Below are 15,441 nucleotides of genomic sequence, written 5' to 3'. Positions count from 1 at the left end.
CGCCGAGGTTGTATGCTGAAAAAGATTACCCGACGCACTTTTGTCTCTTCTCTTTCCGTTCTGGCGGCCACGCCGCTGCTGTCGTCCCGCATCGCGCGGGCGGCAAGCGGAAAGACGGTCTCCATTAATCAGTACAATAACAACGACTGGATCGCCGCCTTTAAGCAGGCGTTTAAGGACGGTGATACCGTCGTGGTCCCGGCCGGACTCACCTGTGAAAACATTAATACGGGCATTTTCATTCCCGACGGTAAAACGCTGCTGATCCGCGGAGCGTTAACCGGCAACGGACGCGGCCGCTTTGTGCTGCAGGAAGGCTGCAAAGTGATCGGTGAAGGTGGCGGGCGCACGGAGAACATTACGCTCGACGTTCGCGGCTCGGACTGTGCGATCAAAGGGCTGGCGATGAGCGGGTTTGGTCCGGTGACTCAGATCTACATTGGCGGCAAGAAACCCAGAGTGATGCGCAATCTGCTGATTGATAACATCATTGTGAGCCAGGCCAACTACGCCATCCTGCGCCAGGGCTTTCACAATCAGGTTGACGGCGCCCGGATCACCAACAGCAAATTCAGCCATTTGCAGGGCGATGCGATCGAGTGGAATGTGGCCATCAATGACCGCAATATCCTGATCTCCGATCATGTGATCGATAACATCAACTGCACTAACGGCAAGATCAACTGGGGCATCGGCATTGGCCTTGCCGGCAGTACCTACGATAACGACTACCCGGAAAAGCAAACCGTTAAGAACTTCGTGGTGGCAAATATCACCGGCAGCAACTGTCGCCAGCTGGTACACGTTGAGAACGGCAAACACTTTGTTATCCGCAATATTAAAGCAAAAAATATTACCCCCGATTTCAGTAAAAAGGCGGGTATAGACAATGCGACGGTCGCCATTTATGGCTGTGATAATTTCATTATTGATAATGTCGACATGGTCAATAGTGCCGGAATGTTAATCGGCTATGGGGTAATTAAAGGTGATTATTTGTCCATACCCCAGAACTTCAAGCTCAACAATATTCACCTCGATAATCGTCAGCTTGCGTATAAGTTGCGCGGAATACAAATTTCATCCGGTAACGCGACCTCCTTTGTAGCGATCACCAACGTTGAGATGAAGCGGGCGACGCTTGAGCTGCATAATAAACCGCAGCATCTTTTTTTACGCAATATCAATGTGATGCAGGAAGCTGCCATTGGCCCTGCGCTGAAGATCAACTTCGACCTGCGTAAAGATGTGCGGGGTAAATTTATGGCCAAAGATGAAACCTTGCTGTCACTGGCTAACATCAAAGCGGTGAATGAGAAAGGGCAGAGCTCGGTGGATATTGACCGGGTGGATCAGCAGGTAGTGAATGTGGAAAGGCTGAATTTTGCGCTTCCGCACAGATAATCGGCAATTTCCTTTTTTGAGACTATTCCTGGCAAAGAAGTGTGATCTATTCAGATTACAACTACAGAAATTTGTGGGGCTAAGGCGTAACATTACCTGAGGATTACGGCAAATCATGCTGGCGAAAACAGGTTTAAGAGCTATAATTCGTCAACCATTTTAAGGTGGAAGAAATAATGATTAATTTGAAAGCAGTCATTCCGGTAGCAGGCCTGGGCATGCATATGCTGCCCGCCACTAAAGCCATTCCTAAAGAGATGCTGCCGATCGTCGACAAACCGATGATTCAATACATCGTCGACGAGATTGTTGCTGCAGGGATCAAAGAAATCGTCCTGGTTACGCATTCTTCTAAGAATGCCGTAGAAAACCACTTCGACACCTCTTACGAACTCGAAGCGTTGCTTGAGCAGCGCGTTAAGCGCCAGCTGCTGGCGGAAGTGCAGTCAATCTGCCCGCCAGGCGTAACCATTATGAACGTGCGTCAGGCACAGCCGCTGGGTTTGGGTCACTCTATTCTGTGTGCCCGTCCGGTAGTGGGTGATAACCCATTCATCGTTGTTCTTCCGGACATCATCATCGATACCGCTTCAGCCGATCCGCTGCGTTACAACCTGGCGGCAATGGTGGCACGTTTCAATGAAACCGGCCGTAGTCAGGTGCTGGCGAAACGCATGAAGGGCGATCTCTCCGAATACTCCGTGATCCAGACGAAAGAAGCGCTGGAGACGGAAGGGCAGGTGAGCCGCATCGTTGAGTTCATCGAAAAACCGGATCAGCCGCAGACGCTGGATTCTGACCTGATGGCGGTTGGCCGTTATGTTCTGAATGCGGATATATGGGCGGAGCTGGAAAAAACCGAGCCAGGCGCCTGGGACCGTATCCAGCTGACCGATGCAATAGCGGCGCTGGCGAAAAAACAGTCCGTTGACGCGATGCTGATGACAGGTGACAGCTACGACTGCGGCAAGAAGCTTGGGTATATGCAGGCGTTTGTAAACTATGGGCTGCGTAACCTGAAGGAAGGGGCGAAGTTCAGAAACCGGATTGAGAAGCTGTTGGCTAACGACTGATATTCCTTCTACGACCAGAACAAACGGCAGTCATCATTTTGGTGTTTTGAAACATAACCAAAATGATGACTGCCGTTTTTTGTTATTAATTTGAATGATTACATAGGGTTATCTGATTCAAATCTCAGCAGCTTTGTAGCGATTTGTGCTTGTTTCTCTGGTCGTTTAGGACGACAATTAACGCCAGTTTTTGTCTGTAACCAGACAAGCAAAATCATTAATCAAACATCGCTCAGTGCACTGGTAGCTGTTAAGCCAGGGGCGGTAGCGTGCTCAATTTCTGAAACTGTTAATAAATGTTCAGGTTTCAGAACGCCAGTATCCAGACATATACACTAGACGGAAAAGATAACGTGAAAATTCTTGTGACGGGCGGGGCTGGTTTTATCGGCTCAGCGGTTGTGCGACATATTATTAAAAATACCCAGGACGATGTCGTCAATGTAGATAAGCTCACCTATGCCGGAAATCTGGAGTCGCTAACAGAAGTTAGTGATAGCAACCGATATGCCTTTGAGCATGCCGATATTTGCGACAAAGACGCCATGGATCGCATCTTTGCAAAGCATAAGCCTGATGCGGTAATGCACCTGGCCGCTGAAAGTCACGTCGATCGTTCCATTACCGGCCCGGCAGCGTTTATCGAAACCAACATCGTCGGCACTTATGTGCTGCTGGAAGCCGCCCGAGCGTACTGGTCCATGCTGGATGAGCAGGCGAAGAAAGCGTTCCGTTTCCATCACATCTCTACCGACGAAGTGTATGGAGATTTGCCGCATCCTGATGAGCATCCTGCATCAACTGAGCTGCCACTCTTCACTGAAACTACCGCGTATGCGCCCAGCAGTCCGTATTCAGCGTCAAAAGCCTCCAGCGATCATCTCGTTCGTGCCTGGCTGCGTACCTACGGTTTCCCGACCATCGTCACCAACTGTTCAAATAACTATGGCCCTTACCATTTCCCGGAAAAACTGATTCCGCTGGTTATTCTGAATGCATTGGACGGCAAAGCACTGCCTATTTACGGCAAGGGCGATCAAATCCGCGACTGGCTCTATGTTGAAGACCATGCGCGTGCACTCTACACCGTAGTCACTCAAGGGAAACCGGGAGAGACGTACAACATTGGTGGACATAACGAGAAACAGAACCTGGATGTGGTGCATACGATTTGCGACCTGCTGGATGAGATTGTGCCAAAAGAGGGGTCGTATCGCGATCAGATTACCTATGTTGCTGATCGTCCGGGCCATGACCGCCGCTATGCGATTGATGCGCATAAAATTGCTGCTGAGTTAGGGTGGAAGCCTCAGGAGACCTTTGAAAGTGGCATTCGTAAAACGGTGGAGTGGTATCTGAGCAATACCGATTGGGTGGAAAACGTAAAAAGCGGGGCTTATAAAACCTGGATTGAGCAGAATTATGGAGAACGAAAATAATGAATATTCTGTTGTTCGGGAAAAATGGTCAGGTAGGCTGGGAGTTGCAACGGGCACTCGCCCCGCTGGGAAATATTATCGCCCTTGATGTGCATTCTACCGATTATTGCGGCGATTTTAGTAATCCTGAAGGTGTTGCTGAAACCGTACGAAAAATACGTCCAGATGTGATTGTGAATGCTGCCGCACATACTGCCGTGGATAAAGCTGAATCTGAAGTGGACTTTGCACAACTGCTTAATGCCGCAAGCGTAGAGGCTATTGCCAAAGCTGCTGCTGAAACAGGCGCGTGGGTTGTGCATTACTCGACTGATTACGTTTTTCCGGGTACCGGTGATGCACCCTGGCTTGAAGATGATGCCACTGCACCATTGAATGTTTATGGCAAAACGAAACTGGCCGGCGAAAGGGCATTACAAGAGCATTGTCCAAAGCACCTCATTTTTCGTACCAGTTGGGTTTATGCTGGCAAAGGCAATAACTTTGCAAAAACCATGTTACGTTTGGCTAAAGAGAAAACTGAACTTTCCGTCATTAACGATCAGTTTGGTGCGCCTACGGGTGCAGAATTATTGGCGGATTGTACCGCACATGCTATTCGGATTGCACAGAAAAATCAGGAAGTTGCTGGCCTTTATCACCTCGTTGCGAGTGGTGTCACTACATGGCATGATTATGCTGCATTAGTATTTTCCGAAGCCAGAAAAGCTGATGTTGCACTTGCAATCAAGCAGTTAAATAAAGTACCAACCAGCGCTTATCCAACCCCGGCATGCCGACCAAATAACTCTCGTCTTAATAATGAAAAATTCCAGCGTACCTTTGGGCTTGTTCTTCCCAATTGGGAGAACGGAGTTAAACGTATGCTGAATGAATTGTTTGCTGCGACAGCAATCTGAATATAATGTTAGTGCCCGTCACTGGGTACTTTTGCGTATAAAGAGATAATGAAATGAAAACCCGGAAAGGCATTATTTTAGCTGGTGGTTCTGGTACCCGTTTATATCCAGTGACCATGGCTGTTAGCAAGCAATTATTGCCCATATATGACAAACCAATGATCTATTACCCGCTCTCAACGCTAATGTTAGCGGGTATTCGTGATATTTTGATCATTAGCACTCCGCAGGATACACCTCGTTTTGAGCAATTACTGGGTGATGGCAGCCAATGGGGTTTAAATCTACATTATAAGGTTCAGCCTTCGCCGGATGGTTTAGCCCAGGCATTTATCATCGGTGAAGACTTTATCGGAAATGATGATTGCGCGTTGGTACTCGGCGATAATATTTTTTACGGACATGATCTGCCTAAATTAATGGAAACGGCGGTCAATCGAGAGAGTGGTGCGACCGTATTCGCATACCATGTTAACGATCCTGAACGTTACGGTGTCGTTGAATTTGACAAGAATGGAACTGCCATCAGCCTTGAAGAAAAACCGCTAGAACCGAAAAGTAATTATGCGGTCACCGGCTTATATTTCTATGATAACGATGTCGTAGAGCTGGCTAAAAACCTGAAGCCTTCCGCTCGTGGCGAGCTTGAAATTACTGATATCAATCGAATTTATATGGAGCAGGGGCGTTTGTCTGTTGCTATGATGGGACGCGGTTATGCCTGGCTGGACACGGGGACGCATCAGAGTTTGATTGAAGCCAGTAACTTCATTGCCACTATTGAGGAGCGTCAAGGCCTTAAAGTTTCTTGCCCAGAAGAAATTGCTTACCGCAAAGGATTTATAAATGCTGAGCAAGTTAAAAAATTAGCTGTTCCGCTATCAAAGAATGCTTATGGGCAATATTTGTACAAAATGATTAAAGGCTACTAGCAATGAATGTTATCGAAACAAATATTCCTGACGTATTGTTGATTGAGCCAAAAGTGTTTAGTGATGACAGAGGCTTTTTTTATGAAAGCTACAATCATACGAAACTTGAGGCCTGTGTCGGTCGCACCCTTACGTTTGTTCAGGATAATCATTCCAGATCAAAACGAGGAGTATTGCGTGGATTACATTATCAGAATGGGCCTCATGAGCAGGGAAAATTGGTACGTTGCATTATAGGTGAAGTTTTTGATGTTGCAGTAGATATCCGGCCGGATTCAAAAACGTATGGTAAGTGGGTTGGCGTTATATTATCTGCAGAAAACAAACGACAGTTATGGATTCCTGAAGGTTTCGCACACGGTTTTGCCGTATTAAGCGATAATGCAGAGTTTTTATATAAAACTACTGATTATTATGAACCCACAGCAGAAAGAAGTATTGCGTGGAACGATCCTACGTTAAATATCGAGTGGCCTTTAGACGAAAATGAAATAATACTTTCTGTCAAAGATATGAAAGCTGGCAGTTTTGCAGATTTAAAATAAAGGAAAAAAAATGATCCCATTCAATAAGCCCTATTTACATGGGGATGAATTAGTTTATATTGCACAAGCTGCAAAAGAAGGAAAGATTTCAGGGGACGGAAAATTTACTAAGAAATGCCACGAGTTCTTTGAAAAAAAATACAATTTTAAAAAAGTATTACTTACTACTTCTTGTACTGACGCACTTGAAATGGCAGCAATATTGCTAGACATTAAACCAGGAGATGAAGTAATTGCACCTTCCTATACGTTTGTATCGACGGTTAACGCTTTCGCATTAAGAGGAGCAAAAGTTGTATTTGCTGATAGCTATACTAACAATCCAAATGTTGATCCAGCCTCAATACGTGCTTTAATTACACCACAAACAAAAGCGATAGTAGTAGTTCATTATGCTGGAATTGCATGTGATATGGATGAAATATTGGCTATATCTAAGCAATATAACATTCCTATTGTCGAAGATGCTGCTCAGGCGATTGACTCATATTATAAGGAACGCCCACTGGGAAGCATAGGAGCATTTGGAACATTTTCGTTTCATGAAACAAAAAATATAATTTCTGGTGAAGGCGGCATGCTTGTTATTAATGATGACAAATATATTAAACGAGCCGAGATAATTCGTGAAAAGGGGACTAACAGATCTTCGTTTTTCAGAGGTGAAGTTAATAAATATGGCTGGGTTGATATTGGTTCTTCATTTCTCCCTTCTGATATCAACGCTGCTTATTTATATGCACAACTCGAAAATATGGATGATATTCAGAACAAACGTAAAGAGCTTTGGCAACGTTATCAAGAAAGATTAACACCACTTGCACAGCTAGGACTTATAAACCTACCTGTGGTTCCTGAGTATGCCACTAACAATGCTCATATGTTTTATATCGTATGCAGCAATATCAACGTTCGTACTGATTTGATTAAACATTTAAAGGATAATGGTATACATGCTGTTTTCCATTATTTATCATTAAATAAAAGTGATTTTTATTTATCTTCTAACGAAGATGTAAACTTAAAAAATAGCGATTCGTTCACTGACAACTTGCTGCGCCTTCCCTTATTTTATGAATTAACTTTAGAACAAGTTGATTATATATGCTCCAATATAACTGATTTCTTCCGATAGAAAGAAAAGACGAGTTGATACTTTGTGAGTTGGTATGTTCAAAAAAATATCTATACTATATGCATCTCAATTATATCGCGCTGCATTTCCGTTATTGTTAGTACCTTTGATTATAGGTTTGTTAGGCACGGAGCGATATGGAATAGTTTCATTCTTTACTATGCTTATAACACTTATGGGGCTGTTAGATGCAGGTATCAGTGGAACATTTGTGAAATTAATAGCGACAAATAAGTATCAACTCGTAAGTTTCGCTAAAGTAATTAGTTTATTTTTGAGAGTCTTTTGTGGCTTTGTGTTTATTGCTTGCATAGTTGCATTTATTTTTAACTATTTCTCACTATTTATAGTAAATGATTGGTTGAAAACAACTTTATCTGACAACGAAACACTACTTTGCATAAAATTGATAGGTATAATTTTAGCACTATTATATTTGCGATCTTATTTACAAAGTTTCATAAATGGAATGGAAAGGCAAGATCTCATAGCCCTATGGGGAATGGTCTATACAACTTGTTTTTATGGTGGCGGTTATATTGTTCTTGCCTATTACTCCAATTCATTAGCTGCTTTCTTTAAAGTATTGCTGGCTTTATCTGTTGTAGACGTCATCGTTACGGCTTATTGTGTTTACTATGTTATGCGCAAACATAATAAGCAACTGGAAGAAAAAGACAATGATAATAGCCTATGTGAAGACGATGATCTTTCATTTGGAAAAGTAATAAAGTTTTCTCTACAACTTTCTGGCTTATCAATGATATGGGTTATAGCAAGTCAAGTTGATAAGATAGCTTTATCGACATATACAACATTAACAAATTACACACAATACCAAATCGGTGGCCAGCTTAGTGCGGTAATCTTAACTCTGGTTATCCCCTTGTCACAAATTTTATTGCCACGATTGAGTGCGTTAATAAAAGAAAAAAACGAAAAACAATTCATATCGTTGTTCAGCTATAGTTCTATCGCATATGTTCTTCTTCTTGCACCATTAGTTCCGTATATGAATGTGTTTGGTAATGAACTGATTGCCTTGTGGCTTAAAAATGATGAGTTAGGCATTACCGTAAATCTTTATGCTAAATGGCTCGTGTCAGCTACTTTTTTTGCCGGCATAATGAATTTTATATTCATTCTCTTATACTCTATAGGAAAATTAAAATATCATTTTTATGCATATGCTAGTTATTCTGCATTAACAATCCCATTGACAATAATTATCGCTAAGTATTTTGGTCCACACTGGTCTAGTATTTTCTATCTAATTCATACCGTTCTATTTCTTCTTATATGGGGTGGTTATTGTCTTCACAAAGAAATGGGCTCTTTTGTGATAACATTGACCCTTCTAACTTTCTTTATATTATTATTGTCAACGCTTATTTTTGAGAGTATAAAGCGTTTCTCTTTATTTTCTGATTTTAAATATGCTTACATATTTGGGTCTCCGCTAATTAACTTTGTTGTTTTGTCCGTTGGGGTATTGGTTCTGCGTAATTTTATTTTTCAAGCGATAGCAAAAGTTAGTTTAAAAAATATTAATATTTAAATCAGTGAGATGGAAAATGAAAATCTTACATTTGTCGACAGGTGATAGCAAAGGCGCATTCTATGGCGCTTATCGCACACATACAAACCTTAAAAAATATAATCATGACTCTATAATGTGTGTATTAGATAAAACATCAAATGACCCTGATGTTATCGAACTATCACAAACTAAAAGAAAGGTATTTAGTTTCATAAATAAATTACTTCGCCGCTTGGTTGTTAATCGTGATATAAATGAAGATAAAACCTATCTAATATATAATACAACATTCAGCGTTAATGACATATTTAAGAAATACGCACAAAAGCCTGATTTGATAATTGTATACTATGTCGCTGATTTTCTCTCTGATAAGGACTTGCAAGAGATACAAAGATATTATCAATGTCCAATCGCTTTCTACCTTATGGATGCAGGGATGATCACTGGTGGTTGCCATTATCCGTGGCAATGTGAAGGCTTTAAAAGTGAATGTAAAAATTGTCCTGCAATGCTGTATCCTAAACTTGTAAAAATGCCACAGCGTGTGCTCAAAAACAGAAAAAAATATTATTCAGAAATGGACTGTTTTTACTTATCTGCAAGTAAATGGCTAGATGAGCGCTGTTCGATGAGTGCAATAAAAGCCAGGCATGGAATGAAAAAAGCGCTAATTGGCATTGATGAAACTATTTTTACTCCACGGCCGGCAAACATAGCAAGTAAGAATCTTGGCATTAGCATTCCGGAAAAAAATCGGGTTATTTTTTTAGGAGCTCAGTCATTAAATGATCCAAGAAAAGGCGTTAAGTATGTTCTGCAATCGCTAGAATATATTAAAAAAACTTATCCAGAACTTTTGCAAAATGTAACTATTTTAACTGTTGGTGCCCAGTCTAAAAATATGATTATAGAAGATATATCATTAGTCAATATTGATTTTATCCATGATAAGACTAAATATCCATATCTATATAACATTGCTGATGGGTTCATTTGTTCCTCCGTTGAGGATGCAGGACCGATGATGATAAACGAAGCTTTAATGTCCGGCACACCTGTTATTTCATTTAAGATTGGTGTGGCCGAAGATCTTATAATTAACGGGGAAAATGGTTTTCTTGCTGACAACATTAGTGCTAATGCACTGGCGGATGCTATAGTTAATTTTTTAAAAATATCTGTTACTGAATTAGCAGTAATGAAAAATTCCAGCAGAAAGGTAGCTCAAAATAAATGCTCATCATTATCACAAGTAAAAGCAATTGAGTCATTGCTAACAGGCACATTAAATTAAAAACGATCCATTTAAGTGCAATGAATTTTAAAGAGAAAAAAGTTAATCAAATAAGGTTAGTATATGATTGGTTATAAATTACGTCTAAAATTGATTAGCCTTATTTTTCTTGCATCGAAGTGTAAAAGAAAATTAAATGCGCTTTGTTTTAATATGATCACTGGGCATAAATTTAAAACGGTTGGGAAAAACTTTAAACTCAATATTAAGCCTTATAATAAGAATAAAGATGGTGACACCAGATGGATAGATGGGCGAATCGGCGACAATTGTTGGATAGAGTCTGTTTATTATTACGGTGAGCAATGTCTAAATCCACGAATGAATATTGGCAAACGATTATGCCTAAGTGATAATGTTCATATTTCATGCGCTGATGAAATAACTCTTGGCGATGATATACTTATTGGGAGTAAAGTATATATTGGAGATCACAGCCATGGAAGTTATAAAAAAGATTATTATGAATATGCTCCTCCTGCCACAAAGATTTTAGGAGATGCAGCAGCTGTAAAAATCGGGAATTGTTGTTGGATTGGTGATAATGCCGTTATTTTGGCAGGAAGTGAAATATCGGATGGCAGTGTGATTGCTGCTAATTCAGTCGTTAAAGGATTGAAAGTTAGTAAACCAAGTTTAATTGGTGGGATCCCCGCTAAAGTTCTTAAGGTATTTTAACATGAATGTTTTTATCAGTATCTGTATACCGTCATATAATCGTGCAGAGTTTTTAGAGCCTTTATTGGATAGCATATATAACCAAGATTATGCTATTAATAACACAGACTTTGAGGTGATTCTTTGTGAAGATAAGTCTCCACAAAGAGATCAAATAGCTCATATTGTTGAAGAATATAAAATAAAAAACAATAGAACAAACTTATATCTTAATTTAAATAAAGATAATCTGGGTTATGATAAAAACTTAAAAAATTGCATAAGTTCTGCTACTGGTAAATATTGTATGATTATGGGGAATGACGATCTTCTGGCTGAAGGAGCATTATCAAAAATCGTTAGTGTCTTGAAAGCTAATCCTGAAATCGTATTGGCTACTCGCGCTTATGGCTGGTTTAAGGAAAACCCGAATGAATTATGTGATACCGTCCGTCATTTAACACAAGATACATTATTCCAACCTGGTGCTGAGGCCATTAAATTTTTCTTCCGAAGAGTTGGTGTAATTTCCGGTTTTATTGTTAACGCTGAAAAAGCAAATAAATTATCTTGTGATAAATTTGATGGCCGTTTGTATTATCAAATGTACCTTGCTGGAATGCTCATGGCTGAAGGACAGGGTTATTATTTCAGCGATGTTATTACTTTATCCCGAGATACAGAGGCTCCAGATTTTGGGAATGCAGGAACAGAAAAAGGCATTTTCACCCCGGGGGGTTATAAACCTGAGGGGCGAATACATATGGTTGAGGGACTTCTCCTCATTGCAAAACATATCGAAGATGCAACAAAAATAGATGGGGTTTATGAAGGGATTAAAAAGGACTTGGCCAACTATTTCTATCCTTATATTCGCGATCAGCTTAATCTACCATTCTTAGTCTATTTAAAAATGATAAATAGCTTCCGTAAAATCGGATTCTCAAATGAAAAGTTTTTCTATATACATGCCTTTTTGGGGTATATCTTGAAACGGAGAGGCTATGATGCATTAATTAAATACATTCGTAGTAAAAATGGCGGCACACCGCGTCTCGGTATTTAACCTTACAAAATTAAAATAGTAGTTATATGAATATATTCTTTGCTGCGATCTTATGTATTAATTTATTTTCTCCATACATCAGTTCATGGATGGTCGGAATCTTGCCATTTCCTCCTGGTGCCATCCTTAGAGATGTGTTGAACGCACTGTTTGTATTATCAGTACTTATGCGTTTTGTCATTGATAGAAAAAAATCCCCTGTATCACTGATTTTTACCATCTTTGTATGGATAGCATTAATTTCATGGGTTGCAGCATTGACTATTTTTTCATCTGACAAAGTACAAGCAATAATGGGGGCGAGAAGTTATATTTTATTTCCTGCAGTCTTCATCTCTTTAGCAATATTGAATGTATCGTACCCAGAATCGTTAAATGTTAAAAAAATTGTTGTCTATATTATCCTTTTAATGTCTGCTGTTGCCGTCATATCGATTATCGATGTGTTAATGAAAGGTGAGTTAGTTAAATTGCTGGGTTATGATGAGCATTATGCTGGTGATCAATTAAATCTTATTAACAGCTATGATGGAATGATTCGGGCCACAGGTGGCTTTAGCGATGCACTGAATTTCGGATATATGTTGGCGCTAGGTATCTTGTTATGTATGGAGTGTTTTTCCCAAGGATATAAAAGGGTATGGATGCTAATTGTTAGCTTGGTTATTTTTACTGCAATCTGTATGACCCTAACTAGAGGGGCTATCCTCGTTGCGGTTATCATCTATGCTTTTTACATTATTTCAAATCGAAAGATGCTACTAAGCGGTATTACGTTATTTGTCATCTTTATACCTATTCTGGTCGTATCCACAAATATCTTTGACAATTATATTGATACCTTAGTGGGTAGGTTTACAGACTCCTCGCAGAGTTCTCGCGGATCGACACAGGGACGAATAGATATGGCGATAAATTCATTGAGTTATCTTTCAGAGCATCCATCAGGTATAGGCTTAGGCACACAAGGTTCTGGGAATATGCTTTCAGAAAAAGATAATAGACTGAATACTGATAACTATTTTTTCTGGATGGCACTCGAAACTGGAATTGTTGGTTTATTTATAAATATGCTCTATATGGCAAGCCAATTTTATTCTTCGGTTTTTTTGGATAAAAAATATTGTTCACATCGAAACTATACTCATCTAAGAATCTATTTTTTGCTTGGAGTCGCTTTCTTTATAAGTGCAGCGTTAAGTTCTGCACCTTCATCATCAACTTTTTCAATTTTTTATTGGTCGGTTCTTGCATTAATACCTTTTCTTAACCTAACCAACAACAGGTTGAATACTAATGAATAATAAAAAAATATTTATGGATGTTAGTTGGTCTAACATGGGAGGAATTGGGCGTTTTACTGATGAGATCGCTAGAAGACTCCCAGATATATCACTCAAAAAAATATATAAAAAATGTGCTTCTCCTATAGCTCCCTTGGGTTTGGCAATTAATATTGCCTTACTTAAAAAAGCCGATCTGGTTTTTCTTCCTGGCTATATACCTCCTTTATTCTCCTCAAAAAGGTATATTGTGACAATTCATGATTTAAATCATCTCGATATAGATGATAACTCTTCTTTTTTTAAAAAATTATTTTATAATTATTTTATTAAGCGTGGATGTCATAAAGCCTATAAAATTTTCACGGTTTCTGAATTTTCTAAAGAAAGAATAGCAAAGTGGTCAGGTGTTGAGCCGAATAAAATTATAACTGTATTTAATGGCGTTTCTGAGGAGTTTAATATTGATGTCCGACCAATGGAACTTGGATATGAATATCTATTATGCATTGGAAATAGAAAAACTCATAAGAATGAGCACCGTATAATTTCTGCTTTTGCTAAAGCTGAAATCAACCCTTCTATTAAGCTCGTTTTTTCAGGGAATCCAAGCGATAATTTAGAAAAATTAATAATGGAGTGTGGGTTAGGTGAGCGTGTTAATTTTTTGGGGTTTATTTCCGACCAAGACTTACCATCATTATATAAAGGCTCGAAAGGGTTAGTTTTCCCTTCATTATATGAAGGATTTGGATTACCAGTAGTTGAGGCTATGGCTTGCGGTATCCCCGTATTAACTTCAACTACTTCATCCTTGCCAGAGGTCGCAGGAAACGCTGCTATACTGGTAGAACCTACTTCGGTAGAGGCTATTGCAGATGGCATTACAAAATTAGTTAATGATTCGATACTACGCGAGCAATTAATCTCTGAAGGCCTTATTCGTGCCCAGAAGTTTACTTGGCAAAACGTTGTAAATAAGATCGAAATGGCATTTAAAGAGGCATGCAATGAAACTAAATGAGGCGAAAATATCTCTTGTTCATGAATGGTTATTAAGTTACGCGGGTTCTGAACAGGTCTCATCAGCGATATTACATGCTTTTCCTGAAGCTGAACTTTTTTCAGTTGTTGATTTCTTAACAGAAGAACAAAGAAAGAATTTTCTGGGAAAACATGCAACGACATCATTTATTCAAAAGTTACCAAAAGCTAAAAAATACTATCAAAAATACCTTCCATTGATGCCTTTAGCTATTGAACAGTTGGATGTTTCTGAAGCAGATATTATCATTAGTAGTGCTCATTCTGTTGCGAAAGGAGTCATTACTGGGCCAGATCAACTACATATTAGCTATGTTCACTCTCCAATTAGATATGCATGGGATTTACAGCATCAATATCTGCGAGAGTCTGGTTTGAATACTGGCGTTAAAGGGTGGTTAGCTAAATGGTTTCTTCACAAAATACGGATTTGGGACTATCGTACAGCTCATGGAGTTGATCACTTTATTGCTAATTCACAATACATCGCACGTAGAATAAAAAAAGTATACGGACGAGAAGCTTCTGTAATATATCCACCTGTAGATGTTGAAAATTTTGAAGTAAATAACGAAAAGCAGGATTATTACTTTACTGCCTCTCGTATGGTTCCGTATAAGCGTATTGATCTCATTGTCGAAACTTTCAGCCAAATGCCAGATAAGAAATTGATAGTTATTGGTGATGGACCTGAAATGAAGAAAATACAAAGCAAGGTAAAAGATAATATAACTTTGCTTGGATACCAGCCATTTTCTGTTTTAAAAGAACATATGCAGAATGCGAAAGCGTTTGTGTTTGCAGCAGAAGAAGATTTTGGAATAATTCCTGTTGAAGCTCAGGCCTGTGGGACACCTGTCATTGCATTTGGCAAAGGTGGTGCTTTGGAAACTGTTCGACCGGTCGGTATCGAAAATCCAACAGGTATCTTCTTTAAGCAACAGACAGTTACTTCATTGCATGATGCAATCGATGAGTTTGAGAAGACACAATCACTATTCACACCTAATGCATGTAGAGAAAATGCTGAAAGATTTTCGCGTGCAAGATTTGATCAGGAATTCAGAAACTTTGTAGAAGAAAAGTGGAGTCTTTTCACTACAGAGAAAATTATTAAACGTTAATAA

General features: G+C 39.6%; 14 protein-coding genes. All 14 read left to right on the top strand.

Translation table 11 applies throughout. The annotated features are described in order from the left end of the window. The first annotated feature begins 12 nt into the window (after nucleotides 1–12). The 14 genes from wcaM (at nucleotide 13) to AC4ICF_RS15245 (ending at nucleotide 15,438) form a co-directional block, all read left to right on the top strand. Nucleotides 13–1,404 (top strand): colanic acid biosynthesis protein WcaM, encoded by a 1,392-nt coding sequence (wcaM, locus tag AC4ICF_RS15310; RefSeq protein ID WP_316379419.1) that lies wholly within the window; start codon nucleotides 13–15, stop codon nucleotides 1,402–1,404. A gap of 176 nt (nucleotides 1,405–1,580) precedes the next feature. After that, nucleotides 1,581–2,477: a GalU regulator GalF gene (galF, locus tag AC4ICF_RS15305; protein WP_048957548.1), complete on the top strand. Its 897-nt coding sequence runs from the start codon at nucleotides 1,581–1,583 to the stop codon at nucleotides 2,475–2,477. Between the two features lie 353 nt (nucleotides 2,478–2,830). Further along, complete coding sequence (gene rfbB, locus AC4ICF_RS15300) at nucleotides 2,831–3,916, top strand: dTDP-glucose 4,6-dehydratase (RefSeq protein WP_316379420.1); 1,086 nt, start codon at nucleotides 2,831–2,833, stop codon at nucleotides 3,914–3,916. Then, nucleotides 3,916–4,815 (top strand): dTDP-4-dehydrorhamnose reductase, encoded by a 900-nt coding sequence (rfbD, locus tag AC4ICF_RS15295; RefSeq protein ID WP_316379421.1) that lies wholly within the window; start codon nucleotides 3,916–3,918, stop codon nucleotides 4,813–4,815. The genes rfbB and rfbD overlap by 1 nt, the downstream gene beginning before the upstream one ends. A 53-nt stretch (nucleotides 4,816–4,868) precedes the next feature. Continuing rightward, entirely contained in the window at nucleotides 4,869–5,747 is an 879-nt protein-coding gene (gene rfbA, locus AC4ICF_RS15290; protein WP_045337054.1) for a glucose-1-phosphate thymidylyltransferase RfbA, read from the top strand. Between the two features lie 2 nt (nucleotides 5,748–5,749). After that, nucleotides 5,750–6,292 (top strand): dTDP-4-dehydrorhamnose 3,5-epimerase, encoded by a 543-nt coding sequence (gene rfbC, locus AC4ICF_RS15285; protein ID WP_316379422.1) that lies wholly within the window; start codon nucleotides 5,750–5,752, stop codon nucleotides 6,290–6,292. A 10-nt stretch (nucleotides 6,293–6,302) separates the two neighbouring features. Next, nucleotides 6,303–7,427, top strand: coding sequence for a dTDP-4-amino-4,6-dideoxygalactose transaminase (gene rffA / locus AC4ICF_RS15280; protein WP_316379423.1), 1,125 nt, complete (start codon nucleotides 6,303–6,305; stop codon nucleotides 7,425–7,427). Nucleotides 7,428–7,461: 34 nt separating this feature from the next. Continuing rightward, entirely contained in the window at nucleotides 7,462–8,985 is a 1,524-nt protein-coding gene (locus tag AC4ICF_RS15275; RefSeq protein WP_233002617.1) for a lipopolysaccharide biosynthesis protein, read from the top strand. A 16-nt stretch (nucleotides 8,986–9,001) separates the two neighbouring features. After that, nucleotides 9,002–10,264 (top strand): glycosyltransferase, encoded by a 1,263-nt coding sequence (locus tag AC4ICF_RS15270; protein WP_491466103.1) that lies wholly within the window; start codon nucleotides 9,002–9,004, stop codon nucleotides 10,262–10,264. A 63-nt stretch (nucleotides 10,265–10,327) separates the two neighbouring features. Beyond that, nucleotides 10,328–10,942, top strand: a complete 615-nt coding sequence (locus tag AC4ICF_RS15265) for an acyltransferase (RefSeq protein ID WP_316379425.1) — start codon at nucleotides 10,328–10,330, stop codon at nucleotides 10,940–10,942. A 1-nt stretch (nucleotide 10,943) separates the two neighbouring features. Beyond that, on the top strand, nucleotides 10,944–11,987 hold the full coding sequence (locus AC4ICF_RS15260) for a glycosyltransferase family 2 protein (RefSeq protein ID WP_233002620.1): 1,044 nt from the start codon (nucleotides 10,944–10,946) through the stop codon (nucleotides 11,985–11,987). 26 nt (nucleotides 11,988–12,013) lie between these two features. Beyond that, on the top strand, nucleotides 12,014–13,291 hold the full coding sequence (locus AC4ICF_RS15255) for an O-antigen ligase family protein (RefSeq protein ID WP_316379426.1): 1,278 nt from the start codon (nucleotides 12,014–12,016) through the stop codon (nucleotides 13,289–13,291). Then, nucleotides 13,284–14,294 (top strand): glycosyltransferase family 4 protein, encoded by a 1,011-nt coding sequence (locus AC4ICF_RS15250; protein WP_233002621.1) that lies wholly within the window; start codon nucleotides 13,284–13,286, stop codon nucleotides 14,292–14,294. The genes AC4ICF_RS15255 and AC4ICF_RS15250 overlap by 8 nt, the downstream gene beginning before the upstream one ends. Then, nucleotides 14,281–15,438, top strand: a complete 1,158-nt coding sequence (locus tag AC4ICF_RS15245) for a glycosyltransferase family 4 protein (protein WP_316379427.1) — start codon at nucleotides 14,281–14,283, stop codon at nucleotides 15,436–15,438. The genes AC4ICF_RS15250 and AC4ICF_RS15245 overlap by 14 nt, the downstream gene beginning before the upstream one ends. Nucleotides 15,439–15,441: the final 3 nt, after the last annotated feature.

The organism is Enterobacter sp. ECC_219_Taxon_10 (assembly GCF_058354905.1).
The sequence above is the reverse complement of the archived record's forward strand: the minus strand, read 5'-3'. Positions and strand labels throughout refer to the sequence as shown.

Bases quoted from the DNA above. Each gene is read 5' to 3' on its own strand.
- AC4ICF_RS15270 (WP_491466103.1), top strand. From the start codon at position 9,002: ATGAAAATCTTACATTTGTCGACAGGTGATAGCAAAGGCGCATTCTAT.
- AC4ICF_RS15245 (WP_316379427.1), top strand. From the start codon at position 14,281: ATGAAACTAAATGAGGCGAAAATATCTCTTGTTCATGAATGGTTATTA.
- AC4ICF_RS15265 (WP_316379425.1), top strand. From the start codon at position 10,328: ATGATTGGTTATAAATTACGTCTAAAATTGATTAGCCTTATTTTTCTT.
- AC4ICF_RS15250 (WP_233002621.1), top strand. From the start codon at position 13,284: ATGAATAATAAAAAAATATTTATGGATGTTAGTTGGTCTAACATGGGA.
- rfbD (WP_316379421.1), top strand. From the start codon at position 3,916: ATGAATATTCTGTTGTTCGGGAAAAATGGTCAGGTAGGCTGGGAGTTG.
- rffA (WP_316379423.1), top strand. From the start codon at position 6,303: ATGATCCCATTCAATAAGCCCTATTTACATGGGGATGAATTAGTTTAT.
- rfbA (WP_045337054.1), top strand. From the start codon at position 4,869: ATGAAAACCCGGAAAGGCATTATTTTAGCTGGTGGTTCTGGTACCCGT.
- AC4ICF_RS15275 (WP_233002617.1), top strand. From the start codon at position 7,462: ATGTTCAAAAAAATATCTATACTATATGCATCTCAATTATATCGCGCT.
- galF (WP_048957548.1), top strand. From the start codon at position 1,581: ATGATTAATTTGAAAGCAGTCATTCCGGTAGCAGGCCTGGGCATGCAT.
- wcaM (WP_316379419.1), top strand. From the start codon at position 13: ATGCTGAAAAAGATTACCCGACGCACTTTTGTCTCTTCTCTTTCCGTT.
- AC4ICF_RS15260 (WP_233002620.1), top strand. From the start codon at position 10,944: ATGAATGTTTTTATCAGTATCTGTATACCGTCATATAATCGTGCAGAG.
- AC4ICF_RS15255 (WP_316379426.1), top strand. From the start codon at position 12,014: ATGAATATATTCTTTGCTGCGATCTTATGTATTAATTTATTTTCTCCA.
- rfbC (WP_316379422.1), top strand. From the start codon at position 5,750: ATGAATGTTATCGAAACAAATATTCCTGACGTATTGTTGATTGAGCCA.